Here is a 25,298-nt window from a genome sequence, read left to right as displayed (position 1 = left end):
GTCAGATCCGCTGGTTGTTGAGAATGATCTTTCCCGCGCCGGTATCGATATCGGCGGAGAATTCGATCGAGACATCGGCAGGGTCAGCGATCAGATCGGCGCTGATTTCGACAAACACGCGCTGATAGTCATCCCCCTCCAGCGATTTGATACTGACTGCGATGCTGCGCTTTACCAATCGCGGTTCGTGCCGGGCGAGCGCTTCCTTGACGGATTCGGCGACCTGGCGGCCCATCATTTCCTTGCGGGTCAGATTGCTGAGATCCTGAAACCCGTAGTTCAGGACCGACTCAGCGACATGCGGTGTGTCCGAAAGATCATCCACCGCGTCCAGTCGTATCGTATTCATCAGGGTCTCGAGATGGCGTCGCACATGGGCCCGCAGCTCTTCCTCGCTGACGCCAAGCCTGCGCGCCTTCGAGCGATCCGAAAGCCGCGCGACGACACCGCCGCCCGTTTCAGGCTCCATCGTGGTTTTCGCACGGGTGTCGCGTTTCTCGAATCCGTGGCGGAACACGTCGAATAGCGCAATGCGCGATCGCTGATGGATTCGACGCTTCGCTGCTGCGCGCGCGTCCGATTTGGATGAGGTCCGGGAGGCCATTGCGCAATGCGAGTGCGTTCTTGAATTGCGTGGCCCGTCGTCTGAGCGGGCCACGCAACATCAATTCACGATCAAACGGCTTCGTTTTTCGCGATGTCAAAGCCCGCCTGACCTTCGGGGCCTTTGGAGCCGTCGTTTTTCTGCGAAGCGTAGGTAACTTCGTACTTCGCAAAGTTCAGTGTGACGGTTTCCATCACACGGTCCATGCCATCGCCCGACCCGCCGGTCTGGTAGGACGAAACCATGATGTCGGTCATCTTGAGGCGGAAGTACTCAAGTGGGACGGAGCCCGCCTTGCGCACGATCAACTCACCATCCGCAATGTGCAGACCGGACGCACAGGCCTTGAGCAGCTCGTGCGTTGCCATATCGACATATTTGGTGATCGAGATGTCCTGCACGTTGACCTTGCCCGAACCGCCGCCTGGCCCAAGGTGCGTTGTGCCGGACTGGGACATGCCCCAGCTCCACTGGAGAACGTCGATTTCGCCCGCGTATTTGGAGTCGACCGACTCGCCTTTGATTTTGTTGAGTTTCAGAAAAATATCGACAGCCATAGTCTATGTCCTTTTCGGTGGTAACTGCTTGAGTTGCGTTGGTTACTTTGGTGGCGGAATCTTGGAGACCAGGCTCATCCCGATATCCATTCCTTCCATCTGGAAGTGAGGCTTGAGAAAGAACTTGCCGGTGTAATATCCGGGATTGAGTTCGTCCTCGGTAACTTCGACCTGCGCCGCGGCCAAAGGTTTGCGCGCCTTTTCACGCTCGTCCGCATTCTCCGGATTGAGCGTCACGTATTGATCGATCCAGGTCTGCAGGTTGGACCGGATCTGATCCTTGTCGGCGCTGGATCCGATCTGATCGCGGATCATCGCTTTGAGATAGTGGCTAAAGCGGGAGACAGCGAACATGTAGGGCAGACGAGACGACATGTTGTCCGACGCGGTCGCCTGCGGATCTGTGTATTTCTTCGGCTTGTACAGCGACTGCCCCCCCAAAAAGACGGCCTTGTCGGTGTTCTGACGGTGCACGAGACCCAACAGGCCGACTTTTGACAGCTCGCCCTCGCGTCGGTCATCGATGCTGACCTCAGTCGGGCATTTGAGATCTTTTTCGCCGGAGCCGGTATCAAAGTGATGTGTCGGCAGTTGTGCAACTTCACCGCCTGACTGAACGCCGCGGATCCGAACCGTCCAGCCGTATTCCTTGAACGCGCGGTTGATATTGACGCCCATGGCATGCGCGGCATTCATCCACGAATACTTCGCCCCACCGTGACCATCCGTATCTTCCGTAAAGTTGAATTCCTCGACGGTCATGGTGCTGTCCGGGCCATATGGCTCGCGCGCGAGGACACGCGGCAGTGCGAGGCCCAGGAACCGCGCGTTCTCACTCTCGCGCAGGGAGTTCCAACCGGCATAATCCGACGCCGTGAACAAATCCTCGATGTCGGGAGGATTGGACAGGTCGTTCCAGCTGTCTAGACCCAACAGGCGGGGGCCTGCCGAAGAGATGAACGGCGCCAGCGCCGCCTCGGAGATCTTGGACATCGAGCTGAGCAAAGCGACATCGGCAGAGGAATGATCGAAATAGTAGTCCCCGATCACGGCCCCCATCGGGTCCCCGCCAAGTGTTCCGATCTTGCGCTCATAGATTTGGCGATACAGCGGCGAGCGATCCCATTTTGCGCCCGGATACCGCTTCATCATCGAGGCGAGCTCTTTCTTCGATGAATTGAGCACTTCCACCTGAAGTGATGCGCCTGTTTCCGAATTGTTGAGCGTGTAGGAAAGACCGCGCCAGGAGGCTTCCAGCGTCTGGAAATCCTCATTGTGCAGAACTTCATTGACCTGTGCGCTCAATTTCTTGTCCAGCCCGGCGATCATGCCCTGAATGGTGTCGATCACATCGTCATCAAGGAGCGTCTGATCTTCTACCGCCGCCTGAACAACTGTCGCCAGAGCGTTGTCGATCGCACGTTCGGCGTTTTCGGTTGTCGGGTTGATCGTCTGTTTGAGAATGGCGGAAAAATCTTCCAGTTCGCTCATCGCGCCCTGGGATTCTCCCGATTTTATCTGAGCTTCTTCTGCCACTGCGAATTCCTTTTCAAATATCCCGGAGCGCGGCCGCTTACGCGTCGCCGCCCTCAGCTTCCTCGGCGCTGCGACGCGCGTCGGCTTCCGCCTTGGCTTGTGCGGCCAATACCTTCAGCCGCTCAGGATCGTTGAGCAATTCCTTGATTTGCTCCTGCGCTTTGGGTTTGGAGGTCATGTAGAGCAGAAGGTCAGCCAACTGCTGACGCGCCTGCAACAACTCGTTCAGCGCGGGCACCTGGCGGGCGATCTGCGCGGGTTCAAAATCTTCCATCGAATTGAACCGCAGGTTGACGCCCATCTTCTGACCACTGTCCGGCTCAAGCTTGTTATCGACGAGGATCGAAAGTCCGGGCTGGACGGTCTTGCCCATATACGCATCGAGTGTGCTGTTGGTGACTTTTTCGAACACCCGCTCCTCGATGGGGGCCTTTTCGCGACCCGGCGCATTCCCCGACAAATCGCTCATCACGCCCATCACGAACGGAAGTTCGACTTCCTTCTCACTGTCGAGAGGATCGGTGTAGGCGATATTGACGCGCGGTGGACGGTTGCGCCGGATATGTCCAGAACCGGTATCGGATGCCATGACAAAAACCCTTTAATTAATCTTAACTGCTAGTTGTGCGGGAATTCTGCCCTGAGTCAATGCCGGATTCCCTTACCCAATCGTTGCTGCGTCAGAAGTCTCCGGTTGGCACCAGTTCCTTCAGCAGGCTTTCGAAATCCTTGCCGATGTAGGATCGCGCACGGGCGAGAAGCATTGGCAGGGGCGATGATTTCTCTACTGCGCGAAAATAAGTCTCGACAGCGAGGATCTGTGCGCTTGCTTCGGCGCTGTCGCGCACACGGATGGGCGTAGGCTGTTGCACGGGGGCAGGGGCAACATGGCTATCCGCTTCTACAGCAACAGCTTCCGGCGCATTATTGCGTTCTTCGTCAGTATCGGGTGCGTGATCATCGTCTCCAGACTCTGACTCACCTTCATCATCAGTGCTACCCAAAGTCTCCTCCACGGGTGTCACCGCCTCTGGCGGGGCCGGGGGCGGTGGTGCGGGCTCTGGTTGCGGCTCTGGCTCCGGCGGTGGTGCCGTCAACATCTCGTTCGCAAGGGTCCTGAGCTGCGGATGCGCCAACTGAAACCCGTTATCGGTAATGAACGCGACCTTTGAGAACGGCGCAGAGTTCGGCATCAGGACTTCGAATGCGTCGATCAGGGATTTACCAATCAACATACGCGCTTGGGTGACCAACAAGACGGCGGCTGAAGAAGGCTCATGATGCGCGAAGTAGCTTTCGGTTGCGACGAGGCGGGCGCGGGCATCTTCGTGCGACTGCACCTCGGATGTAACAACTGCGGCAGCCTTGGGCGCGGCTGCCTCCGCAACGCTTTCACCGGCTTCATCAGCTTCGTTCTGCGGCGCGAGATCCGGATCGGCCTCGGCAATGATTTCAAGGATACCCTCGATCTCGGCGCGCAAAGCGCCGAACTGCGGCGTATGCGGACGTTCGTTGGCCAGGCAAGCATTTTCAATCCGGGTAAGCGCATCGAGCATTCCGGTCAGCTGACCCGTCACTTCCGTTACACGCTCGCGTGACTTGGACAACGCCGCAAACATCGCGTCGATGCTCAGATCATCTTCGCCGTCGTGGGCCGTCAGCTTGCCCCGGGCAACCATAACCCGCCGACGGGAGGCGCCTGTCCCTGCGATATCGAGATACCGAATGGGCAGGATCATCGGGCCGACCGCTGCCAGGTCATTGAGCGCATCAAGCCGATCGCGCGGGCCGTCGCTTGTGGCGGGGTGGGCCAATTCGGGCATCGCCTCAAGCAGATCGGCAATCGCGGCAATGCTATTGACCATCCCCTCCGGCTCTGCGGCCAAAGCAAACCATTGGGTCCGCAGGGTCAGCAACCGCACATCACGACTGCGCGCCAAAAGCGCGTCGATCGCTGACAGCTCGGCATTGAGCGCCACACTCTTGGGATCGAAAATCGTGTCGGGCTGTTTCGCCCCGTCGCCCATCGACAGGCCGATCCGCGCATAGTCATCCGCTTCGGGCAAACGTCCCAAAGCGTCGAAATAATATTCCGAGTAAATCGGATCGTCTGTTTCAAACAGATCCGCGCCCGCGGGCGTTTCCGGATCGACCGGTTCGGATATCCATCCAAGGCTCATGTGGTCCATTCCTTATGCGGGCAGGGCGGGCGGCGGCAGGTCATTTCCGGCGCAGCGCCTCTGAATAATGTCGCGAGAATGCCGCGATAAAGGCGTCAAGCATGCCGTTGTCTCCACGCGCCGCGCGCGCTTCCCAGCGTTTGCAGAATTCGTCCCACGCCTTGCGACCACCGCCGCCCAGCACGCCACCGCCCGCAGCACGCTCGACCTCTCCAGGATCCAACCCGTCGAGTGTTTCCGCAAGCGCCGGCTGCATCGCTGCGATCACCGCCTTGTGGTGGCGGCGCATATCGTCCAGCGCGTTCTGAAAGCCGTCCGCACCCGTCATGTACCCATCGCGCGGGGTCAGAAACATCGCCTCGAACGCCTGTTCGGTATCGGCCATGAATTTCAACGGGTTGTTTCCTTCCGCTGCGCGCATGGTCCGATCGCCGTCACTGACGAACAGCTTGACCGCCGCGCGGTCCTGCAACATGCGCATCAGCTCTCCCGTCCCATTGCGGGCAATTTCACCCAGCAGACGCCCAAGCTCTTCGGGGGGAAGATTTATCTTGGACGCATCCGCGATGCCGGCGCCCTGCAAGAACCCGCGCAGCATTGCGTTATCCGAGGCGACGGGCGCAGGTTGCGGCGCTGCCTGTTCGCGCTGACCGTCCCGCGCGCCAAAACTGTCGGAATGGGCCGGCGGCTCCGGATAGCCGGGCGGCGTGTGCTGTGCCTGAGGCATCTCGCGACGCTGGGGTGGCGATTCAGGCGTGGGGTAGGGTGAGTAGCCAGGCGGCATCGCGACGGGCGGCCGATCGCGCATCGCGTCACTTGGCTGCCGCATACTTGGCGGCGGAGTGGTGGGCACCGCCTGCTGCGTTCGGCCCGCCCGGCCATAATCAGGCTGTTGTGTACCGGCGCCGTAGTCGCGCGGGGGCGCATTGGCGGGCGGCGATTGCAGGCCCGGCGGCGGTGTGAAACCGCTTCCCGGCGGCATGTTGGCTGGCGCACGGGAGAGCGGCGTATCAAGCTCCCCCACACATCGTCGAATTCATCTTCCGGCGGCGGTGCGGGCGCGGGCGCAGGCGCGCTCTCTTCGATCTGCACACCGATGATGTAATGCCCGACGGTCAGCCTGTGCCCTGCCTCAAGCACGAGCGCGCCGTCGATGCGATAGCGCTCCCCCTGCAGGAAAGTCCCGTTGCTGGAGACGTCAATCAGCAAATACTGCCCCCGCTCGAAAACGATATCGAAGTGATGGCCTGAGATATGACGCGACGGGTCGGGCAATACCCAATCGTTTCCCGCCTTGCGCCCCACCTGCGCGCCCTTGCCGGAGAGCGTCAGGAACACCGGGCCGCCGTTTTCAAGCGTGGCGTGATTCTCGATGCTCAGCGTCAGCGTCTTCATGTCGTCCCTTCGATCCCGGCGATCAGTAATCTGGCCGGTCAATACACCCGAAACAGGCCCGCTGCCAGATCGAGGATTCGGGCAAGCGATACCGATCGCTGCTCGATCCCGACCTGGCCGATGGCGCGCAGGATAGCCGCATTCACCGCCTTCGGGGTGCGCCATGCTGGCGCAGTAATCGGATCATTAGGCGCCAGCGCGCCGCCAGACCATCCCACGGCAAGCCCCAGATACACGACCGCGGTGCGCCGGGGCGCATACATCGCGGCGCGCATGACCCGCCACCGCGTTTCCGATACCGGGTTGTCTATCCATTGGGTAATCCATGCCAACATCTGCAAATCGTCCGCCGACATGTCCGGCAGTGTAATACGGACGGATTCCACCCCCCACGCGATCGAGGTCGATGGTTGTGCCGCGAATGCGGAGTAAGTCACGGCATCTTCGGGTGTGGTCGACGCACGCAAACGCTCAAGAAAGCTCAGCGCGTCCTCCCCGTCGGTGGGTCGGTGTTTGGTAAAGCCTGCAATTTCAGGCATCCGCAAATATAATTCGACCGGCGATTCAAATCGCAGGGTCTGAAGCGGCGGGACGGTCTTGTCCTGTTCAAATTCGTTTTGCGTGCCAAACATTCCGGTGCCCTACCATTGTCCATGTCCGAGAGTGCGATGGAACGCCCGATCTGGTCAACCGCCCTGCACAGCGGATCCGCATCGTCACATGGGCAAATGCACCACTGCCCAAGGTTTTTGTTCACACACCACGGTGAGCCTGTTTGATCTGTTTTGGTTGACCGATGCCGGGATGGCGCGGCTGGTGTGACAACCAGATGCCGTCCTCCTCCATCAATTTACGCAGCGTCTCGCGCCGGACTTTGAACCCAGTGTGTTAAGGCAACATCTCAGCCACCATCCTCATCTTGCTTTGGGGCGGAGTGACATTCCTGAAATGCGCATGAGTGGCATTATCTCTTTGCGGCCACAGGTATTGATCCATTAAGACATGTTATGGTAAATTATGCCTTCGAAGCGCCCGAGTTCCGGTCACCCGAATTGGCCCGGCTATGAGACTTGTGCCAATAAGGCGCAGAGCCCATGGATCCGCGTCGGGGCGCCATTCAAAAGCGGCCATCAAAACGCGAGTTCGGGCAAAAAGGTCGCAATCGACGGGATGAGGAGGATTAGAATGAGGGTCACGACCTCCACCTGAAGGAACCACCAGATCCCACCAAAAATCTCGCGCAGCGAGAAGGAAGGCACGACACCTTTCAACACAAAGGCGTTCAACCCGACCGGCGGCGTGATCAAACCGATCTCCAATGTCTTGACGATTACGATAGCCAGCCAGATTGGATGTGCGCCCAGAGCCACCAGTGGGGGCACGAATATCGGCACGGTCAGGAACATCACTGAAACCGGGTCGACCATGCAGCCCAAGACAAGCAAAAGCAGCGCGTAGATGCACACAATGCCCATCATCGGCATATCCAGCCCGACGATGTAAGCCGAAACAGCCCCTGAAGCACCGCTCACGGCGAGGTAGGAGGAGAAGATCAACGCACCAACGAGGATGATAAAGATGACAGAGGTCGTCTGCGCCGTATCAAGGAAGACCTCCTTCAAAACGCGAAACGACAGCCGGTTTCGAAACAGCGCGATCAGGAAGGCCCCGACGGCGCCGATCGCCCCCGCTTCAGTAGGGGTGATAATCCCGGCGTAGATTCCGCCGATTACAACACCGCCCAATGTCAGAAAACTCCAGACCCCTTTGAGCGAATTGATCCGCTCCTGCACGGATGCTTTGGGCAGTGCGGGCGCCATTTCCGGGTTTCGGCTGACGCGAATGTAGATCATCACCAAATAGGCAAAGGCCGTCAGCAAGCCTGGGATAATGCCCGCGATCAGGAGCTTGGGAATGCTCTCGCGGGCGATGATTCCATATACGATCAAATTGATGCTTGGTGGGATCATTCCGGCCAACGTACCAACGGTAGCCACACAGCCGGCGGCCAGCTTTCTGTTCACATTGAGACGCAGCATTTCGGGGATCGCCACGCGGCCAAAAACCGCCGTCGAAGAAGTGGTGGATCCCGAACAGGCCGCAAAGGCAACGGCTGCCACGGTCGTGGCAAAGACTACACTGCCTTTGAGATGCCCAAGCCAAGCCCGGGCGGCGCGGTAGATGTCCTGGGTAATCCCCGCCTTCGCCGCCACATGTCCCATCAACAGGAACAAGGGCACTGCGCTCAACGCGTAGCCCGATCCGATATCAAATAGACGCCCCCAATCGTATCAAACGTGATTGTCGTGCCACGGATGAAGGCAAAGCCCATGGCGCCGGACAACAAAAGCGCGATCCCGACCGGAACCCGCATGACCATCAACACGGCCACCGTGCCCAGCACAAAAGGAAGTTGGAGAGATTCAATCATTGTACGACCTCTTCCTCAAAGGGTTCCTGCAGGGAGATTTCATCTTGTGCGGCTTCTTCGAGCAGCAGGTCGCGCGCAAACAGAGTGATCAGCTGGACCAGAAAGCGAAGGGAAAAGAGGGCAAGCCCCACCGGAATGCCCGCACGCGCCCACCACGTCTTGACCTCGATGATACCGAGAACGGTGTCGCCCATGACATAGGCGCTCCATGCCGATGCGGCACTTGTCCAGGTCAGCGCGGCAAAGAACATGAACGCAATAAGCAGGTAAACCGCCTGAATAACCTTTCGCGCGCTGCGGGGTATAGCATCGTACAAAATGCCTACCGTGATATGTGCGTCGCGCCGCTGGGAATAGGCTAGACCCAGATAGATAAGGTAAACGAACATCAGGCTGACGTATTCGTAGGATCCGGGAACGCTGATCTTGAACAACGCCCGTGCCACGACTTCCAGCACGGTGATGGACATCATCGAAGCGACTGCAAGGGCGGAGATGTAACACGCGATCTCCTCCGCCTTTTTTTGAAACCACGCGCCTTTGTCGATCAGTGTCGTCATTGCCGTATCCCTCCCCCGGATTGTGAAAGCCGAAAAGCTACAGTGCATCGCGGTGTCTGGCGATTTTTCGGAGCGCGGCACCGTCAAGCAGTGCGGTGATTGTTCCGCGCCGCCGAGCGCCCATCAGGTTTTGCCCGGCGGTGCGGTTTGGTCTCAGATTTAGGCCCGACGCTTAAGCCGGAGGGACCTTATCCCCCGTGCTTTTCGAGCAGTGCCAGGAACTCATCCAGTACAGCCTGACCCGGGAGCCCTTCTGCTTCACGCGCCTCTGCCCAGCTCTGCCAAGTTGCATCTCGCACGGCGTCCATCTTCGCCTGCTCAGCTGGCTCCAGAGTCACTGTTTCAGTCAGTTCACTCAACGCTTCGCGCGCCTCGACTTCTTCCGCTTCAAGAAGCTTGCGCGCCTGTGCAACGGTTTCGTTGCCGACCTGCTCCATCACGGACTGAACGTCAGCGGGCAGCGCGTTCCAGGTATCGAGATTGATCGACACGGGCAGTGGAAAGTAGAACCAGTCAACATTGTCCCAATAGCTGAAGATCTCTCCGAAACCGAACGCATAGGCATCAGCCGGCGCCCCGATGATGGCGGCGGTGACGACTTTGCGTTCCGCAGCCGCAGGCAGTTCGCCCCACGGGATGCCGTATACGGTGATGTCCAACTGTTTGAGAATTTCGGCAGCACCACCGTGTGCACGGACTTTCGCCGCTTTCAGATCGTCAATCGTGCGGATCGGATCATGCGACAAAAGCTGGATGGACCCCCACTGCCCGGGAAACAGATACTTCTGGTTCATTGCCGTGAACTCGGCTTCGACCGCTTCGGTCTTGAAGAGCTCGTGACCCGCCTGTGCATGCGCCATTGGATTATCCGTCATGAACGGCAGCGATGTCACATTCGCCAGCGCAAAGATCCCCGGATTGTAGACCGGTGAGAAATCACCCATGTCGAAGGCACCGACCTTGATGTTTTCAGGTTGTCCCGAAAGCTTGCCAAGCGGTCCACCAAAGATACGCGTGAATGATACCTTGCCGTCGGTGCGTTTTTCGACCTCGTCCATGAACCAGCGCGTCGCGAGGTTGGACGGGCCTTGGCCGGTAAAGGCGTGGTACTTGAGGTCAATTTCCTCGGCACTGGCAGCTGTCGGGGCGCTGAATAGTGCAGTCGCAGCCATCGCGCCGGCGCAAAGCGTATTGATGAATTTCATTGTATCTCTCTCCCTGTGTTGAGTTCTTTCCTCGGGGGCGTACGGCGGCTTCATTAAGATCAGGCCCGCAGGCTTCTGGCAGCCTCCTCACTGCCAAACGCTGCTTTCCGGTCGCCTCCCGTCTTTGGTAACTTTCGGCCTCGGGTCCTGGGTACGGGGGATCGCGCTCACAATTTGCGGAAACCCGCAGGATCGCCGGGCACACCCGCGAAGGCAGTCCAGTGCCCTACTTTCGCATCCAGCTCTCCTGGATTTCGCAACCGGCGCGGCGCAGCAACACCGAAACGGGGCATTTCTCGCCGGTCAGGCGCTGCAATTCGGCGATTTTTTCGTCGCTTGCATCCGTATCGAGAACCACCCGCAATTCGATTACAGGAAACGGCGAAGCAATGTCGGCCTTGCCAAAGACCCCCCGGGTATCGAAATGGCCACAAATGTCCATCTCCATACCGCGCAACTCGATCTTCAAAAGACCCGCGACATAGTTGGCAATCACATTGGTGCACCCCAGAAACGAGGACAGCATCGTCTCAAGCGGCGTGGCAAAAAGGTTCGTGCCCCCACGTTCGGGAGGTTCGTCCGTCGCGACCACCTTGCCCCGCGCAACCATCTCGGTACGGGCATGCGTGATCGCATGTGCCTTTACATCTATCTTGAACAAGTCCGGCATGACATGTGCCATCTGCATCTCCTATCGTGTTTCTACCGATCCCGTTTCGGGCCATCCTGGCATTTCTGGATCGGAATTTTTCCAATTCGCCGACGCCCCTATCGCCGCGCTGTGGCCCGCTATCGGGCATCGGGGTCAGGACGCCTGTCATGCGCCTGTTTTCCGGTGGCCCCTGCAAAAAGCGCCACGGCCGACTTGAGGGAGTGAGCCCGTCAAAAAAGGGCGAGCCCCGGTGTCTTGACCTTCATCCGGTACAGGGAGGTGGAGGACGTGAAATAGAGATCCGTCAGATCCCGGCCACCCCACGCGAAATTAGCCGTGAATTCATTCATTCGGATCACGCCCAGCGTTTCTCCATCGGGCGAAATAACATGCACCCCACCCGGCCCGGTACAATACACGTTGCCAAGGCTGTCGATTTTCATGCCATCGGGGTGGCCGTCGCCTTCGCCCACGGTCACCTCGACCCAGACATCGCCGCCCGTCGCAGTTCCGTCCGCGGCCACATCAAATCTACGGATATGCTTGTGCTCTGTGTCGTTGACGTAAAGTGTTCGGTGGTCGAGCGAAAAGCAGAGCCCGTTGGGCTGGGCGAAATCATCGGCAATGCGTGTAATCGTCTCGCCATCGGGGGTGACGCAATAGACCCCTTGCGCGCCCATTTCGAGTTCTCGCTCCACGCCGTAATACGCCATGCGCCCGAATGTCGGATCGGTGAAGTAGATCAGCCCATCGTTTCGCACGACGATATCATTGGGGCTGTTTAGTTCTTTGCCCTCAAAATGGGTGGCGAGCGTCGTGACGGTCCCGTCGATCTCGGTTCGGGTGACCGAACTGCTGGCATGTTGGCAGGTCAGCATGCGGCCCGCGCCATCGTAGGTATTGCCGTTGCCCATGTTGCTTGGCTTTCGGAAGGACACGACCGTACCATCCGCCTGTAGGCGAAACATCTCGTTGCCCGGAATGTCGGAAAACGTCAGGTGTTGCTCAATCGGATGCCAGATCGGTCCCTCGGTGAACTGAAAGCCGCTTGCCACCTTTTCGAGCGTTGCGTCGACGTCAACGATGTCGCGCATCCCTTCCATGCGAACTTCAATACTCATGAGTTTGCCCGGATTTCCTTGACGCGCTGACCGCCGGCAAACCAGTCGGTTTCATCAATCTCTTCGAAAGTAACCCAGACGTTCTCCTGCGGAATTTGCGCGGCGTGTGAAAGCGCATCCGTCACCGAGGCTTGGACTTGCGCCTTGATGCCCTCGGGGTCGTGTTCAATGACCTGTTTAACGATACGAATATTTACAAATGGCATCGACATTCTCCCTCGCGATCAACCGCTCCCATCGCCGACCGGACGGGGCCGGGTGAGCTTCACGCTAGATTGCGCCAATGGGTCCGTATGCGTCGGCTTACGCAGGAAAAACGCGGATACCCACAACCTCCTTGCGGGTTCCCGCAAAAGCACCACAACGGAGTGTGCGTGCAAAATCGACGCGACAATACCCACATGGTCAGGCACAGTAAGGCCCGCGCTTTTGTCGCGGAATGGATTGGTGGGTGGCCCGGTCTAGCTTTGCTGACGTGCTGTCCAGACGCGCAGATCTTCTTCTTCCTTGCGCAGCGCGTCGGCATTCAGGATACCTTGCGTCAATGCCAGAGAAATCGCGCGCGTTCGCGAGTTATACGTCGGGCCCCAGGTGCCGACCGGGATGTCGCTCTTGTCGAGCCCGAGCTTCTGATACAGATGCTGCAGTCGGCTTTGCGCGCCGCGCAAAGAAACGTTGCGGCGGGCCGCCATCGCCTTGTCGGTCAGACCAAGGCAGAGATCAACCAGCGCCGCGTATTCTACCTCACTCAGCCCAAGATGCCGGTCCCCGGCCCGTTGCTGCACCCCGCGCACTTCGCGGTCAATCACGCATTGCTCGGCGATGAAGACCCCCTGCAGGGCGAGCTTGAGCTGCTCTGCCGGCGCGGACTTCAGAATATACCCGTAGACCGCAGCGCTTGGCACAATTTTTGTGATTCCGCGAATGTACGCTTCTTCGGTGTAGTTCGACCAAAACAAGATTTTGGTGCCCGGCTTTTTTGCCCAGATGCTCTTGGCGACTTCCACACCTGTCATGCGCGGCATCTGAAGATCCAGAACGACGGAGTCGTAGTCTGCCGCGTCAAACTCCTCAATGGCCTCCGCGCCGTCGTCGGCCATCGTCAGAACCTCCATCTCCGTCAGCGTATTTCGGGCGACCTTCTCGAGAAACGCGCGGTGCAGCTTGTCATCTTCGGCAATCAAAAGGCGCATGATGTGTCCTGAAATTCTGAGATCTGTTTCACGTCAGCAGCGTCTCGCCTGCGGTCAGGGGCACACTGATCGCGACGCGCGTACCCTTGGGATTGGTCAATCGCTCGAAGTTTACCGTAGCCGATATCAGGTCTGCGCGCGTCTTGATGTTGCTGATGCCGCTATCGGACCGCAGATCAGCGTCGGAAATACCGGTGCCACTATCATCGACGGTGACGATCAGACGCTCATCTACCCGCGCGATGCAGACATCGATCGTACTGCAGGCGGCGTGTTTGAGCGCGTTGTTGACGGCTTCCTGCACAATCCTGAACATCGCCGTGCGTACCGTATCGGGCAAACTGTCCATCCGATTGCCGGACGTATCCTGAATACGCATCGCGATGTCTCGGCCTGCGTGTTTTTGGCATCGTTGCAGATGCGCTTCTACCGCATCCGCAAAGCCAAACATCTGCAGGACTCCCGGCTTCATGTTTTCGACAATTCCGCGCACTTCTTCGAGACAATGATCCAGCTCGTCCTGAACGAGATTGATTTCTCTTTGCGCGGCGGCAGAGCCACCGTCTATCCGTGACATACGCCTTCGGATGCGGGCCAGATCGGCCAGCGTCTGATCGTGCAGGTCCATACCCAGGCGTTGCCTTTCGCGCTCCATACCTTCCGTGAGGCGCAAGGCCCCCAGCCGCAGCGCAGCTTCGCGCCCTGTCGCTTCTAGTTCCGCAACCGCCGACTCCTTGGCCTGCTTGCCCCGCTCAAGAGCAAAAAGATACGCCGAAACCAGATCAGCCGCCCCCTGCGCCAATTCCACAAGACCGTGGTCGTAGAAATTCGTCTTGTGGCTGGAAATTGCAAGAGATCCGGTAAGGCTCCCCTGTACCCGCAATGGCACAACGATGCGACTGCGCAGATCCGCATCAAACAACGGTTTGTTATCGGCGCCCTCGAAGTTGAAGCGCGGATCTGCCCATGCATCCCCCGTCAGAATGAACGCTGTGTGTCCCAGCAAAACGTCCCGGATCGGACTTTTTGCCGTCGGTTTTGTCGGAGCAGTCGTATGGCTCCATGAGGTCTGCATCCGCGCCTCATAACAGATCTGCGTCCCGAAACCATGTAGCAGAACAATGTCCAGATGATCATGCGCGATCAGCGTCCGCAACTGGTTGGCGAAATTCTCCAAAACCAAATCATAGTCAGTCTGTCCGGCGATGGCCTTTGCGATCGACAGATAACACTCAAGTGCCTTTTCGGCGTTAGGCATCAATGCCGAATACCTCTCTCCTGACGCCCCCAGCTGATCACACTCCAAACTATGCTTCAATGTTGCCTCGTGCAAAAGGGTTGGTGGCGCGGCGCGAGTTTCTTCGATCCCGAATAATCCGACGCATCCAACGATCCGGAACGTCAGCGGCTGGTTGTCGGCTGTGCGCCAGATATTCCCAAAGGCGCCTACCATACCGGCCTACGGCGCACCGACCTACCGGCTGATTTACAGCCTACAGACCTATACGCTTTCAAAAAACGGTAAGGCCGCATCGTTTTTGCGGGAACCCGCAAGTCTGGCGGACGGGAAAATTCGGGAAAGCATCAAGTAGACACAATTTTCCCAGAAAGGGGCCGCCTGCTGGGGCAGACGCAGCCCTCTCTGACGGCTCCAGCGAGGCGCCGCTACCGCTCAGACAGCGGCAAAGCCCGCGTCGAGCGCTGACAGGATACCGGCCGCGTCCGCCTCGGTCAGGATAAGTGGCGGTGACAAGATGATATTCGGACCCGAAACACGGATCATCGTACCGTTTTGGTAGGCCGTTTCCTGCACAACCTGTGCAACATCTCCGCCAATCGGTTTTTTAGTGCTGCGATCGCTGACCATTTCGATCGCCGTCATCAGTCCGTGCCCACCGCGCACATCCCCGATGATCTCGTATTTCTCCATGAGCGCCAGACAGCCTTCGTAGATTTGCGTCCCGCGTGTGGCGGCGTTCCCTGGCACGTTCTGTCGGTGCGTTTCAGCCAGACACGCAAGCGCGGCGGCAGCACCGACAGGGTGGCCGGAATAGGTGTAGCCATGGGCGATCTTGGCAGCTGGATTGTTCTCGAAGACCTCTTGCACATGCCCGCCGATCATCACGGCACCGAAAGGGAAATAACCATTGGTGATCGCCTTGGCGGTCGCCATCATGTCAGGCTGGATCCCCCACAGCCGCGCACCGGACCACGCACCGGTGCGCCCGAAAGCCGTGATCACCTCATCGGTGATCAACAAGATGCCGTGACGCGTGCAGATCTCGCGCACCATGGGCGCAAAGCTTTCGTGAGGCGGGATAACACCGCCTGCCCCAAGGATCGGCTCCATGACCATGGCGGCGATCGTGTTGGCGCCCTGAAAGGCAATTTCGTCTTCAAGGGCTGCCGCACAAAGTGTCGCCAACCGCGCGGGATCGGTCTCGTTGAAGGGATTGCGATAGGGATACGGCGCGGGAATATGAAAACATCCCGGCATCAACGGCTCGTAGGCGGTGCGAAAATTCGCGTTGCCATTCACACTAGCCGCACCAAAGTGGGTGCCGTGATAGCCCTTTTTCAGGCTGAGGAACTTGGTGCGTCCCGGCTCGCCTCTCAGTTTGTGGTACTGCCGGGCCAGTCGCAGGGAGGTCTCGATGGAATCCGAGCCGCCCGAGGTGAAAAAGGCGCGGGTCATGCCGTCCGGCGCGAAGAACGCGTTCAGCTCATAGGCCAGCTCAATCGCGGTATCATTGGAGGACCCGCGGAAAGTCGAGTAGTAGGGCAGCCGGTTCAGCTGACCGGCGATTGCGTCCTTCACGGGCTGGCAGGAATAGCCAAGGTTCACGTTCCATAACCCACCGACCGCATCGATCACCTCATGCCCGTCGATGTCGCGCAGGCGCACCCCCTCGGCCTCGGTGATGATCTTGGGCGGGTTGTCGATACTGTCTTGGGGGGAGGTCATGGGATGCCAGAACTGGCGGCCGTTATTCTCCTTCAGAAAATTCGAATCTTTCATGCGTTTGGTTCCGTTTCCTTGCTCTCGCGATGCACTGTAAATTTTGTGCCGCTCCAGTTGGGCGGCAGATCCTCGAATGTCTTGGGGTAAGCCCCGCCCAACGCAACCGTCGCTTTGCGGGCGTAGCGTTGCAGTTGACCGGCGATTTCGTGGGTCTTGCGGGGTGCCGCACGGCTGGTTGGGACCGCGACGGCCAATGCCCCGATCACGCGGCATCCTTGGCCAAAAATCGGGGCGCCAACCGAACTCACACCGTCCTCGAAGGCATCGGCAAGCGTGCACAGCCCGTATTGACGCACCCCTTCAATCAGATCCCGCATCCGCGACGGATCAGCAACGGTACGCGCCGTGTGCTTTTTCAGGGGCCGCGCCATCAATCTGTCGATCGTCGCGTCGGGAAAAAATGCAAGTGCCGCAAGACCGGAAGACGTCGCGTGCAGCGGCAGCATCTCTGCCACATCAAAATGGACCTGAATGCCGTGCACCTTCGGGTCGGCATGAACGAGCGGCGACATTTCGTCGTTCTGCAACAGGCTGGCATGGGCCAGCTCGCCGACAATCTCCGAAAGCTCGATCACAAGCGGCTGCAGGATTTTCCGCATCGGGAACAGTGTCTCGCGCAAGGCCGCCAGCCGTAGCACCGCAGGCCCCAGCCTGTAGGCGCGACTGTCGGGGTTCTGCTCCAGAAAGCCGTTCTGTGCCAATTCGGTCAAATGACGATGCACCGTCGCCTTGTCACGCTTTGACAGGCGCACAAAATCAGTCAGGCCGATTTCGGCGCGGTCCGGCGAAAACAGATCCAATAGTTCCAACGCTTTGCTTATCGTTCCCATCTACTGCCTCGCGTGCTCAAAAAAGCGGGCGATTTCCCCGGCAAATTTCATGCTGTCGGCGGGACGGTCCGCGACAGATCGGCGCGCCTGCTCAGTCACCTCCGCACCCACATGATCGGCATATTCCCCAATGAGATCGATGATGAAGCCCTTTGTCATTTCCGGATGATGCTGCACGGTGAAAACCGATCTACCGATCGCAAAGCCCGCGATAGGGCATCCGGGGCTTTCGAAAACCCGCCGCGCGCCATCCGGCAACTTGGCGACCTGCTCGATATGGGAGCCGTACAGCGCCAGCCTATCGGTGGATCCTGACCAATCCATGCGCGCGACACGGGCGATGTCGATCAATCCGTGGCTCCAGCCGTGAGGATTGCGCGTGATCCTCGCGCCCAAAGCCTTGGCAATGATCTGATGCCCGAAACACGCACCAAAAATGGGCACACCCGCTGCAACAAGATCGCGAACGCTGTGCTCAAGTTTCTCCATCCAGCGCGCGCCATCGTTGACTGACGCCGGGCTTCCGGTAATCACCACGCCGTCAAAGGCCGCGTAGCTTTCGGGAAATTCATCCCTGCAGACCCAGAAAGCGGTGGTGCTCCACGCGGGTCGGACATCCTCGATCAGGGAGGCAAATTTTGCGTCATCCAACGGTCGGGCGCGGGCAAAGGCGCTGAAATCTGTATTGGTGACAAGGATCGCCAGATGCATGGTCACACAAACCACACGTAAAAATCCAGAAGCGCATCGGGTTCCATATCGCGGGTCTTGCGGAATTCGCGTTCCTTCATAAATGCGTGGTTTTCGACCAATCCAGAGCCCACGGCAGTGACGAGAGCCGTATCCGCGACCAGATCCATTATGGCGCCACGCAGGGTTCCGGCTGTTCCGATCTTTGCATCGACCTTGTCAAACCCATCCCCCGTTTCGATGGGTGGCAAGTCGTATCTTGCCTCGAACCCCAGACGCGCGGCCTGCAGCACAGCCGCGGTCGCAGTATAGGGGTTCGCACTTGCGTCGGCCATGCGATGCTCCAGCCGCGCTTTTGCGCCGCCCTCGCTTGAGACCCGGGTCGTGACGCCGCGGTGATCGCCCCCCCAATTCCGCCAGTAGCCCGACATCGAGGACGGTTGCAGACGCCGGTAGGATCCGGTGGTAGGGGCAATCAGACCGGCCAGGCCCTTGTGATGATGGACCAGCCCGGCCAAGCATCCCCGCGACAGATCATTGAGATGATCCGGTCCGCCCCGGTCCCCCGTGGCAAGGGCGTTCTGACCCTCTGCGTCCCACAGCGAGAAATTGATATGCATGCCCGAGCCCCCCATGTCCGAGATCGGCTTGGGCAGGAAGGTCAGCACGATCCCGTGATCAAGGGCGACTTCGCGCGCCATCTGACGAAACAGCACCACATCGTCCAGCGCTTGCAAGGCATCATCAAAGCTAAGCGTGTATTCGAACTGCGGGCTGTCGTATTCCGCCGTGATCAGATCAAGCTTGAAGCCCATTTCATGGGCCTTGTTCCAGATCACGTCGTTGATGCGCATCGGATCCGCAAAAGGGCCCGTGCCATAGACAACGCCACCGGGCGCATCGTAAGGGCGCAAGCGGCCGTCATCCCCGCCTTGAAATGCGTAGGCTTCCAATTCGATGCCGATTTTCGGGGACAGGCCGTGCGCCCCCCAGTCGGCGATGGCGCGTTTCAGCGCGCCCCGCGGACACAGCGGCAACGGCGCCCCATCAACGTCGAAAAGATCACCCAGCACCACCGATGTATTCGGCTCCCATCCGGGACGAATGTCCGCCCCGCGCCAGCGCAGTTCCATGTCCGGCGCCCCGTCGCGCACTTTTGCATGAGGTGCGTCCAGCAGCAGGTCGCGATCGAAATGAACCCCGAAGGTTGCCCGTGCAAAACGGCTCGACCCGTCGCCGATCTTGCTTGCGGGCAGGTATTTGCCACGCGGGATCGAAAGGTGGTCGACAAAAAGGGCGCGAAGACGGTCCGGCATGGGCACCTACTGTAAGCTGACTGTGACCGGCATCCGCTTGATGCCATTGACGAAATTCGAGCGGACGAAGGCAGCTTCACCGGCGGGCTCGATGCCGCGGATCCGTTTGGTGAGTTCCTGGAAAAGCACCCGAACCTCGAGCCGCGCGAGGTGCATGCCAAGGCAGACATGCGGGCCACCCTGCCCCCAGCCCAGTTGCCGATTGGGTTTGCGGGTAAAGTCCAACCGATATGGATCGTCGAACATCTCTTCGTCGCGGTTGGCCGAGATGAACCAGTAGAGCACCTTGTCGCCTTCGCGGATCTGCTTGCCGTGGACCTCGACATCCCGCATCGCCGTGCGGCGGAAATAGGTGGCAGGCGACGCCCAACGAACGATCTCGTCGGGCGCGGTGTCCCAGACCTCACCGCTTTGCATTTGCGCCAGTAAGCCCTCCTGCCGGGCCAGAGCCTGCATGCCTGCGGCAATGGAATACCGTGTCGTGTCATTGCCGGCAGCAACGAGAAGGCAAAAGAAGTTGCGAAATTCGGCCTCTGAGATGGTCTCGCCGTTTTCGTCCGGTTGCAGAACAAGATGAAGAATACCGTCGGTATCTCCCCGCGCGTTCTTTTTGTCCATCATCTCGCGCGCGTATTCATACAATTCCGCCCCCGCAGGGGAATTGAAGGGCATCAGGCGGTAGGCATCCGTATCAAGCCTGTCGACGACATGATCGGTAAAATCGGGGTCTGAATTGGCCATCAGCGCATCACCCTTCTCGACCAGCCACGGCAGATCCTCATCCGGCAGCCCGAGGATCTGACCAAGCATCCGCATCGGCAATTCACGCGCGATTTCGTAAGTTGCATCGAAGGTGCCCATCGCCAGTGCACGGTCAAGAATGGGGCCACACAGCTCGCGGATCTGCGGCTCGAACCCGGCAACGACGCGCGGGGAAAATGCCCGTGTGACCTTCATCCTCACCTTGCGATGCTCGGCACCGTCGACCTCCTGAAAGGTGCGCCGGGCCAGGTATTCCTCGTATGACTGGTCTTCCATGCGGATGCCACGGGCCGACGAAAATGTCTGCGTGTCGCGGATCATCCTGTCGATATCCGCGTGACGGGTGATCGACCAATAGCCCGCCCCATGCGTAAATTCGGACCAATGGCAGGGCGCTTCGCGCCGAAGCCGCGCAAATGTATTGTAAGGCGCCCCGTTGGCAAAGCTGTCGTGATCGCCAAGATCGGCGTGCCCGTCGTCGTCAGGAACCCATGTGGTCATAGGACCGCCTCCGTCTTTGCTGTTTTCTGCGCGCCTCGAAATGCCGGGCGTTCCGGCCGGAGATGCGTTTGGAAAACGCCTGCGCGGCCCGCTTTTGGGGTGTTCGGCGGTCCGGGCTCTGCCAGCCGCGCCAGACCTGCCAAAACGTGGACGCAAGGATCAGGACGATCAGGCAGAACAGCACAAAGGCAATGGGCCTGTCGATGAAATCCAGCGGTGCGCGGATCCGGGCCAGCGAGGTGCGCAGCTTGACCTCCATGATGCCCCCCAGAACCATGCCAAGGATGATCGGCACGATCGGCATGTTGAGACGTTTGAGAACATATCCCAAGAGCCCGAAGGCCGCGGCGATCATACAGTCCACCGTGGAATTGCGGATCGAATAGACGCCGACAAAGCTCAACAGCAGAATGCACATGCCCAAAAAGCGATTGGGGATGCGTGTCAGATGCACCAGCCAGTTGGTGGAAGCGAGCAGAAATAGCACCACCAGCACATTCAGGATCAGCAGCGCAATATAGAGGGCGACGACAAAATCCATGTCGTTCTGGAATAGCCCCGGCCCCGGCACGACATTGTGCACGTAAAAGACCGACAGCATCATCGCGGTCAGCGCCTCGCCCGGGATACCCAGCGCGAGAAGCGGGATCATGGCGGCGGCGGGCACGGCGTTATTGGCCGCCTCGGATGCGATCAGCCCTTCGGACGAACCATTCCCAAAGCTTTGCGGTGTCTTGGAGAGCTTGCGCGCCGAGGTATAGGACATGAACTGCGCAGTGAACTCGCCCACGCCGGGGATCATGCCCATCACAACGCCAAAGCCAGCCGCGACACCGGCGACGCGGGGGTGGCGGCCCAGTTCGCGGAAACCCTGCAACAGCGAGCCGCGCGACCGCGGCAGCCGGATCTTTTCGTCATCCATGGTCATCAGCACAAAAGCCTGAGAGAGGGCGAAGAGCCCCAACACCACAACAATCAGATCGATACCACCGGCAAGCCAGCTTTGCTCAAACGTATAGCGGCGGGTGTAGGCCGCAGGCTCCAATCCGACGGTGTTAAGCAAAATGCCAAAGCCCGCGAGCGCGGCGGCGATCAGCATTTGGCCCCGGTGCGCCACGACAACCAGAATGATGCCCAAGAGCGCCGCCAGAAAAATCTCACGCGAACCGAACATTGGCGCGATCTTGGCCAGTACTGGCGACAGGAAAATCAGGCACACAACCGAAAAGACGCCACCCACAAAGCTGGCGGAATAAGCGAGGGACAGGGCCCGCCGCCCCTCCCCGCGCGCCGTCATCGGAAAGCCGTCGTAGGTGGTCAGGGCATTGACCGCCGTGCCGGGAGTGTTGATCAGGATTGCCGGAATGGCACCGCCGTACATCGACGAGCCGTAGATGCCGAGCAGGAGCGTCAGGCCCACAATCGGATCCATCGAGAACGTCGCCGGCAACAGGATTGCGATGGCAACCGCCGGCCCCACACCGGGGATGGCTCCAATGGCGACACCGCCGATGGAGCCGACCAGCAGCGCCAGAACAACATCCCAGCGCGAAAGCACCTCAATCGCGGCGGTGATGATTTCCATCAGAGATACACCAGAAAAAACGTGCGGATCGATCCGGGCAGAAAGTCATAGATTTGCCCGCCGGGTATATTGACCCCCAGAAGGCCCTTGAAGACGACGGTAATCGCCACAGCAAAAACCGCCGCCAGCGCAAGAGCCCCGCGCGTGCGATATCCCAGCCGCCACGTCAAAGCGCAGGCAACCAAAAGGCTGACCGGCAAGAAGCCAAGCCGGGGAACCGCAAGAACGTAAATCAGAAACCAGCCGAGGAACTCCAACGGTTCGACCCACCGGCGTACTTCGAGCCAGTCAATCGCATCCGGCCGCCGTCGGCGCATCGACCGCCAATGCAGACCGAACCCCAGGACCATCAGTACCAGCGCCACCGCAGGCCACAACCGCGGCTGCGCGGCAACGGTGCGGGCCCTGTCGTTCCATTCGGTTTGACTCCCGATCTGCGACAACAGCAGCACACTGACCAGAAAGGCGCCGATCACGAAAACGACCTGACCGGATGTCCGGGTCTTTACCTCTATCAGTTCGGGCTTGCTCATCCGGCAGACTCTCAGGGTTTGTGAAAGGGGCGCCAATCGCCCCTTTCGATGTCTTCAAGATCAGTTACCCAGCGCGGCGCCGATGGCACCCAGGGTTTGCTTGTCCGTTGCGATGACATCGGCGCTTTCTTCGGCGTTCAGCCAATAGACCAGCGCGCCGGTTTCCTCGGCCACGGCCTGCGCCCGGTCGCTCATAACCGTTTTCTGAGCCACGGCGGCGATCTTCTCACGCACATCGGCTGGGGTGTCTTTTGTCACGAACAGACCGTTCCAAAGCGTGATATTCAGCGTGTCGTCGACTTCGCCGATGGCAGGAGTATCCGGGATCTTCGAAATACGCTCCCCGGTGACCGAAACCAGCACCTTCACATCGTCGAGACATGGCAGGATCAGTTGAAGCGTCGTATTGATCACATCGGCATCGCCCGAGGCCAGTGTGTTGCAATCCAGCGCGTCGAAGGGCGCATCGCCGCCCCAGGCAAAGCCCATGTTTGCCGCAAGCGCCTTTGTCACTTGCGTCGGGGTCAACACGTCCCCGAAATGGCCAAGAAAGACCTCGTTGTCCTTCGCAAACGTCGCAAGCTCTTCCATCGAGGAATAGGGCGCGTCACCCGAAGTGGCGATCACGAAAGGATAGGTCATGAAAATGCCGATGGGGTCGAATTTCTCCGGCGTAAGTTCGGGAATGTCGATCTCATGCCCGATAAGAGAAACCGCCGGCACAAAAGACCCGATCGTGTAGCCATCAGCCGGCGCTGTTGCGACTTCGATCGCGCCGGGGAACGGGCCGCCACCGCCGCCGGGACGGTTCACGACCGCAGCTGGCACGCCGTATTCAGCCTGAAAGTCTTCGGCGATCATGCGCGTCAAAACGTCTTCAAGGTCGCCCGGAGGCCATGGAACGACAAAGCTGACAGGCTTTTCCGGATATTCTGCCAGAGCAGGCCCCGCAAGGCCGATGGCAAGCGCCGTCAGTGCGGCCTTTGTAAATTTGGACATTGGAACTCCCAGTTGCTTAGTTGGTTCATTATTCAAACCGTTGGTATCAAATACTTTGACACAGACCGCTCGCCTGTCAATAATTATCTTGCGAGGCAGTTTTTGCTTTGCCCGAGAAATTATGGTGAGCACGTGGACGAGACCAAAATCGCGCAATTGAGAAACCAGAGCATCCCACCCGCACGGCATTTCATCGACGGCGCGCAGGTATCCGCGTCGGACGGCGGGACGATGCCAGTCACCTCGCCTATCGACGGCGCCGAACTGACGACGCTCGCACGCGGGACACACAAGGATGCCGATCGCGCAATAGCCGCCGCGCGTGGTGCGTTCGACGATGGCCGCTGGAGCGGGCTTGCCCCCGCCGCGCGCAAGAAAATCCTCCTGGCGTGGGCGTCGCTGATAGAAGCGCATGCGTTGGAGCTGGCCGTTCTGGGTGTGCGCGACAATGGCACGGAAATCGGCATGGCCTTCAAGGCCGAACCGCTGAGCGCGGCAGGCACGATCCGCTTCTACGCCGAAGCCTGCGACAAGATTTTTGGCGAAATCGCCCCCACATCACCGGGCGCTCTCGGCTTGGTGCACAAGCAACCGGTTGGCGTCGTCGGTGCAATTGTGCCCTGGAACTTCCCCCTGATGATCGGGGCGTGGAAACTTGCCCCTGCCCTCGCGGCGGGCTGCACCATGGTGATGAAACCCGCCGAAACCGCGTCGCTTTCGCTGCTGCGGCTGGCCGAACTTGGCCATGAGGCGGGCCTGCCCGCAGGGGTCTTCAATGTGATCACCGGCGAAGGGCCTGTGGTCGGTGCCGCCCTCGCCCAAAGCCATGACGTGGACGCGCTCGTTTTCACCGGCTCGGGTGCCACGGGGCGCAAATTGATGGAAGCGGCCGCCCGCAGCAATCTCAAAAGGGTCTATCTGGAACTTGGTGGCAAATCTCCGAATATCGTGTTTGCCGATGCCCCCGATCTGAACGAGGCCGCCAAGGTTTCGGCAGCGGGCATCTTCCGCAATTCGGGTCAGGTTTGCATCGCCGGTTCCCGCCTGCTGGTTGAACGCAGCATCTACGACAGCTTTCTGGAAAAATTCGCGGCGCAAGCCAAGGCGATGAGGGTTGGCGACCCGCTTGACCCCGCGACCCACGCGGGCGCCATAAACTCCGAGAGCCAGCTTGCGCGGAATCTGGCGTTCGTCGATGCGGCACGCGCGGCTGGGCGCAGGGTTGTCACGGGCGGCACGCGGATATTGGAGCAGACGGGCGGGACCTATATGGCGCCTACGATTGTGGCCGACGTCACGCAGGACGACCCGATCGTGCAGAACGAAGTGTTCGGGCCCGTCGCGACGGTCCAGCCATTCGACACCGAGGCAGAAGCCATAGCCCTTGCCAACGGCACGACGCTGGGGCTGGCCGCCGGTGTCTGGACACGGGATCTGTCGCGCGCACATCGTATGGTCGCGCGGCTCAGGGCGGGCGTGGTGCATGTGAACACCTACGGCGGCGCCGACATCACCGTTCCCATGGGCGGGATGAAACAATCGGGCAATGGACACGACAAATCGCTTCATGCCTTTGAAAAATACCTCGATCTCAAAACAGCCTGGATCAAGCTTTAGGGACAGCCC

General features: G+C 59.4%; 25 protein-coding genes and 1 pseudogene. 1 reads left to right on the top strand and 25 read right to left on the bottom strand.

The annotated features are described in order from the left end of the window. Position 1: 1 nt before the first annotated feature. The 25 genes and pseudogenes from tssE to KDD17_RS17190 all read right to left on the bottom strand — a co-directional run bounded on the left by tssE (position 2) and on the right by KDD17_RS17190 (position 23,672). Entirely contained in the window at positions 2 to 517 is a 516-nt protein-coding gene (tssE, locus tag KDD17_RS17310) for a type VI secretion system baseplate subunit TssE (RefSeq protein WP_212706439.1), read from the bottom strand. A 158-nt stretch (positions 518 to 675) separates the two neighbouring features. After that, positions 676 to 1,161: an Hcp family type VI secretion system effector gene (locus KDD17_RS17305; protein ID WP_212706438.1), complete on the bottom strand. Its 486-nt coding sequence runs from the start codon at positions 1,159 to 1,161 to the stop codon at positions 676 to 678. A gap of 42 nt (positions 1,162 to 1,203) precedes the next feature. Further along, the gene (tssC, locus tag KDD17_RS17300; protein ID WP_254796992.1) at positions 1,204 to 2,697 is read right to left on the bottom strand and encodes a type VI secretion system contractile sheath large subunit; all 1,494 of its coding nucleotides are present in this window, start codon (positions 2,695 to 2,697) and stop codon (positions 1,204 to 1,206) included. 37 nt (positions 2,698 to 2,734) lie between these two features. Then, a complete protein-coding gene (tssB, locus tag KDD17_RS17295) occupies positions 2,735 to 3,286 on the bottom strand; it encodes a type VI secretion system contractile sheath small subunit (RefSeq protein ID WP_212706437.1) in 552 nt (183 codons plus the stop codon). Between the two features lie 91 nt (positions 3,287 to 3,377). Beyond that, positions 3,378 to 4,877: a type VI secretion system ImpA family N-terminal domain-containing protein gene (locus KDD17_RS17290; protein ID WP_212706436.1), complete on the bottom strand. Its 1,500-nt coding sequence runs from the start codon at positions 4,875 to 4,877 to the stop codon at positions 3,378 to 3,380. Between the two features lie 40 nt (positions 4,878 to 4,917). Continuing rightward, on the bottom strand, positions 4,918 to 5,604 hold the full coding sequence (locus KDD17_RS17285) for a type VI secretion system-associated FHA domain protein (RefSeq protein WP_254796991.1): 687 nt from the start codon (positions 5,602 to 5,604) through the stop codon (positions 4,918 to 4,920). A gap of 440 nt (positions 5,605 to 6,044) precedes the next feature. Beyond that, positions 6,045 to 6,272 (bottom strand): annotated as a pseudogene (locus tag KDD17_RS19290) (FHA domain-containing protein); the annotation flags it as partial. 38 nt (positions 6,273 to 6,310) lie between these two features. Beyond that, positions 6,311 to 6,811: a DUF6931 family protein gene (locus KDD17_RS17275; protein ID WP_212706433.1), complete on the bottom strand. Its 501-nt coding sequence runs from the start codon at positions 6,809 to 6,811 to the stop codon at positions 6,311 to 6,313. A 591-nt stretch (positions 6,812 to 7,402) separates the two neighbouring features. After that, positions 7,403 to 8,506, bottom strand: a complete 1,104-nt coding sequence (locus tag KDD17_RS17270) for a TRAP transporter large permease (protein ID WP_254796990.1) — start codon at positions 8,504 to 8,506, stop codon at positions 7,403 to 7,405. A gap of 11 nt (positions 8,507 to 8,517) precedes the next feature. Beyond that, complete coding sequence (locus KDD17_RS17265) at positions 8,518 to 8,703, bottom strand: hypothetical protein (protein ID WP_212706431.1); 186 nt, start codon at positions 8,701 to 8,703, stop codon at positions 8,518 to 8,520. Beyond that, a complete protein-coding gene (locus KDD17_RS17260; protein ID WP_212706430.1) occupies positions 8,700 to 9,263 on the bottom strand; it encodes a TRAP transporter small permease in 564 nt (187 codons plus the stop codon). The genes KDD17_RS17265 and KDD17_RS17260 overlap by 4 nt, the downstream gene beginning before the upstream one ends. 188 nt (positions 9,264 to 9,451) lie before the next feature. Continuing rightward, positions 9,452 to 10,468 (bottom strand): TRAP transporter substrate-binding protein, encoded by a 1,017-nt coding sequence (locus KDD17_RS17255; RefSeq protein ID WP_212706429.1) that lies wholly within the window; start codon positions 10,466 to 10,468, stop codon positions 9,452 to 9,454. Between the two features lie 226 nt (positions 10,469 to 10,694). Next, positions 10,695 to 11,150, bottom strand: coding sequence for an OsmC family protein (locus KDD17_RS17250; RefSeq protein ID WP_212706428.1), 456 nt, complete (start codon positions 11,148 to 11,150; stop codon positions 10,695 to 10,697). 200 nt (positions 11,151 to 11,350) lie between these two features. Next, entirely contained in the window at positions 11,351 to 12,241 is an 891-nt protein-coding gene (locus KDD17_RS17245) for an SMP-30/gluconolactonase/LRE family protein (protein ID WP_212706427.1), read from the bottom strand. Next, positions 12,238 to 12,447 carry a tautomerase family protein gene (locus KDD17_RS17240; RefSeq protein ID WP_212706426.1) on the bottom strand — a complete coding sequence of 70 codons (210 nt, stop codon included), beginning with the start codon at positions 12,445 to 12,447 and terminating at the stop codon, positions 12,238 to 12,240. The genes KDD17_RS17245 and KDD17_RS17240 overlap by 4 nt, the downstream gene beginning before the upstream one ends. Before the next feature lie 255 nt (positions 12,448 to 12,702). Continuing rightward, the gene (locus KDD17_RS17235; RefSeq protein WP_212706425.1) at positions 12,703 to 13,434 is read right to left on the bottom strand and encodes a response regulator transcription factor; all 732 of its coding nucleotides are present in this window, start codon (positions 13,432 to 13,434) and stop codon (positions 12,703 to 12,705) included. A 28-nt stretch (positions 13,435 to 13,462) separates the two neighbouring features. Then, positions 13,463 to 14,692, bottom strand: a complete 1,230-nt coding sequence (locus KDD17_RS17230) for a GAF domain-containing sensor histidine kinase (protein ID WP_212706424.1) — start codon at positions 14,690 to 14,692, stop codon at positions 13,463 to 13,465. Positions 14,693 to 15,106: 414 nt separating this feature from the next. Beyond that, positions 15,107 to 16,453, bottom strand: coding sequence for an aminotransferase class III-fold pyridoxal phosphate-dependent enzyme (locus tag KDD17_RS17225; RefSeq protein ID WP_212706423.1), 1,347 nt, complete (start codon positions 16,451 to 16,453; stop codon positions 15,107 to 15,109). Continuing rightward, complete coding sequence (locus KDD17_RS17220) at positions 16,450 to 17,265, bottom strand: IclR family transcriptional regulator (protein ID WP_254796989.1); 816 nt, start codon at positions 17,263 to 17,265, stop codon at positions 16,450 to 16,452. The genes KDD17_RS17225 and KDD17_RS17220 overlap by 4 nt, the downstream gene beginning before the upstream one ends. A gap of 21 nt (positions 17,266 to 17,286) precedes the next feature. Further along, on the bottom strand, positions 17,287 to 17,997 hold the full coding sequence (locus KDD17_RS17215) for a type 1 glutamine amidotransferase (RefSeq protein ID WP_212706445.1): 711 nt from the start codon (positions 17,995 to 17,997) through the stop codon (positions 17,287 to 17,289). A gap of 2 nt (positions 17,998 to 17,999) precedes the next feature. Beyond that, positions 18,000 to 19,292, bottom strand: a complete 1,293-nt coding sequence (locus KDD17_RS17210) for a type I glutamate--ammonia ligase (RefSeq protein WP_212706421.1) — start codon at positions 19,290 to 19,292, stop codon at positions 18,000 to 18,002. A 6-nt stretch (positions 19,293 to 19,298) separates the two neighbouring features. Further along, positions 19,299 to 20,555, bottom strand: coding sequence for a cytochrome P450 (locus KDD17_RS17205; RefSeq protein WP_212706420.1), 1,257 nt, complete (start codon positions 20,553 to 20,555; stop codon positions 19,299 to 19,301). Then, positions 20,536 to 22,140, bottom strand: coding sequence for a tripartite tricarboxylate transporter permease (locus tag KDD17_RS17200; RefSeq protein ID WP_212706419.1), 1,605 nt, complete (start codon positions 22,138 to 22,140; stop codon positions 20,536 to 20,538). Before KDD17_RS17200 ends, KDD17_RS17205 begins: the two co-directional genes overlap by 20 nt. Continuing rightward, positions 22,140 to 22,673, bottom strand: coding sequence for a tripartite tricarboxylate transporter TctB family protein (locus KDD17_RS17195; protein WP_212706418.1), 534 nt, complete (start codon positions 22,671 to 22,673; stop codon positions 22,140 to 22,142). The genes KDD17_RS17200 and KDD17_RS17195 overlap by 1 nt, the downstream gene beginning before the upstream one ends. Positions 22,674 to 22,733: 60 nt before the next feature. Beyond that, positions 22,734 to 23,672: a tripartite tricarboxylate transporter substrate-binding protein gene (locus KDD17_RS17190; protein ID WP_212706417.1), complete on the bottom strand. Its 939-nt coding sequence runs from the start codon at positions 23,670 to 23,672 to the stop codon at positions 22,734 to 22,736. Between the two features lie 132 nt (positions 23,673 to 23,804). Between KDD17_RS17190 and KDD17_RS17185 the strand changes: the two genes are divergently transcribed. After that, positions 23,805 to 25,289 (top strand): aldehyde dehydrogenase family protein, encoded by a 1,485-nt coding sequence (locus tag KDD17_RS17185; RefSeq protein WP_212706416.1) that lies wholly within the window; start codon positions 23,805 to 23,807, stop codon positions 25,287 to 25,289. The last annotated feature ends 9 nt before the right edge of the window (positions 25,290 to 25,298 follow it).

It is taken from the genome of Sulfitobacter albidus, from assembly GCF_018200035.1.
Taxonomy (GTDB): Bacteria; Pseudomonadota; Alphaproteobacteria; order Rhodobacterales; family Rhodobacteraceae; genus Sulfitobacter; species Sulfitobacter albidus.
This window is presented reverse-complemented; position numbering and strand designations above follow the sequence as displayed.

Bases quoted from the DNA above. Each gene is read 5' to 3' on its own strand.
- KDD17_RS17305 (WP_212706438.1), bottom strand. From the start codon at position 1,161: ATGGCTGTCGATATTTTTCTGAAACTCAACAAAATCAAAGGCGAGTCG.
- tssB (WP_212706437.1), bottom strand. From the start codon at position 3,286: ATGGCATCCGATACCGGTTCTGGACATATCCGGCGCAACCGTCCACCG.
- KDD17_RS17290 (WP_212706436.1), bottom strand. From the start codon at position 4,877: ATGAGCCTTGGATGGATATCCGAACCGGTCGATCCGGAAACGCCCGCG.
- KDD17_RS17285 (WP_254796991.1), bottom strand. From the start codon at position 5,604: ATGCCTCAGGCACAGCACACGCCGCCCGGCTATCCGGAGCCGCCGGCC.
- KDD17_RS17275 (WP_212706433.1), bottom strand. From the start codon at position 6,811: ATGCCTGAAATTGCAGGCTTTACCAAACACCGACCCACCGACGGGGAG.
- KDD17_RS17265 (WP_212706431.1), bottom strand. From the start codon at position 8,703: ATGATTGAATCTCTCCAACTTCCTTTTGTGCTGGGCACGGTGGCCGTG.
- KDD17_RS17260 (WP_212706430.1), bottom strand. From the start codon at position 9,263: ATGACGACACTGATCGACAAAGGCGCGTGGTTTCAAAAAAAGGCGGAG.
- KDD17_RS17255 (WP_212706429.1), bottom strand. From the start codon at position 10,468: ATGAAATTCATCAATACGCTTTGCGCCGGCGCGATGGCTGCGACTGCA.
- KDD17_RS17250 (WP_212706428.1), bottom strand. From the start codon at position 11,150: ATGGCACATGTCATGCCGGACTTGTTCAAGATAGATGTAAAGGCACAT.
- KDD17_RS17245 (WP_212706427.1), bottom strand. From the start codon at position 12,241: ATGAGTATTGAAGTTCGCATGGAAGGGATGCGCGACATCGTTGACGTC.
- KDD17_RS17240 (WP_212706426.1), bottom strand. From the start codon at position 12,447: ATGCCATTTGTAAATATTCGTATCGTTAAACAGGTCATTGAACACGAC.
- KDD17_RS17235 (WP_212706425.1), bottom strand. From the start codon at position 13,434: ATGCGCCTTTTGATTGCCGAAGATGACAAGCTGCACCGCGCGTTTCTC.
- KDD17_RS17230 (WP_212706424.1), bottom strand. From the start codon at position 14,692: ATGCCTAACGCCGAAAAGGCACTTGAGTGTTATCTGTCGATCGCAAAG.
- KDD17_RS17225 (WP_212706423.1), bottom strand. From the start codon at position 16,453: ATGAAAGATTCGAATTTTCTGAAGGAGAATAACGGCCGCCAGTTCTGG.
- KDD17_RS17215 (WP_212706445.1), bottom strand. From the start codon at position 17,997: ATGCATCTGGCGATCCTTGTCACCAATACAGATTTCAGCGCCTTTGCC.
- KDD17_RS17210 (WP_212706421.1), bottom strand. From the start codon at position 19,292: ATGCCGGACCGTCTTCGCGCCCTTTTTGTCGACCACCTTTCGATCCCG.
- KDD17_RS17205 (WP_212706420.1), bottom strand. From the start codon at position 20,555: ATGACCACATGGGTTCCTGACGACGACGGGCACGCCGATCTTGGCGAT.
- KDD17_RS17200 (WP_212706419.1), bottom strand. From the start codon at position 22,140: ATGGAAATCATCACCGCCGCGATTGAGGTGCTTTCGCGCTGGGATGTT.
- KDD17_RS17195 (WP_212706418.1), bottom strand. From the start codon at position 22,673: ATGAGCAAGCCCGAACTGATAGAGGTAAAGACCCGGACATCCGGTCAG.
- KDD17_RS17190 (WP_212706417.1), bottom strand. From the start codon at position 23,672: ATGTCCAAATTTACAAAGGCCGCACTGACGGCGCTTGCCATCGGCCTT.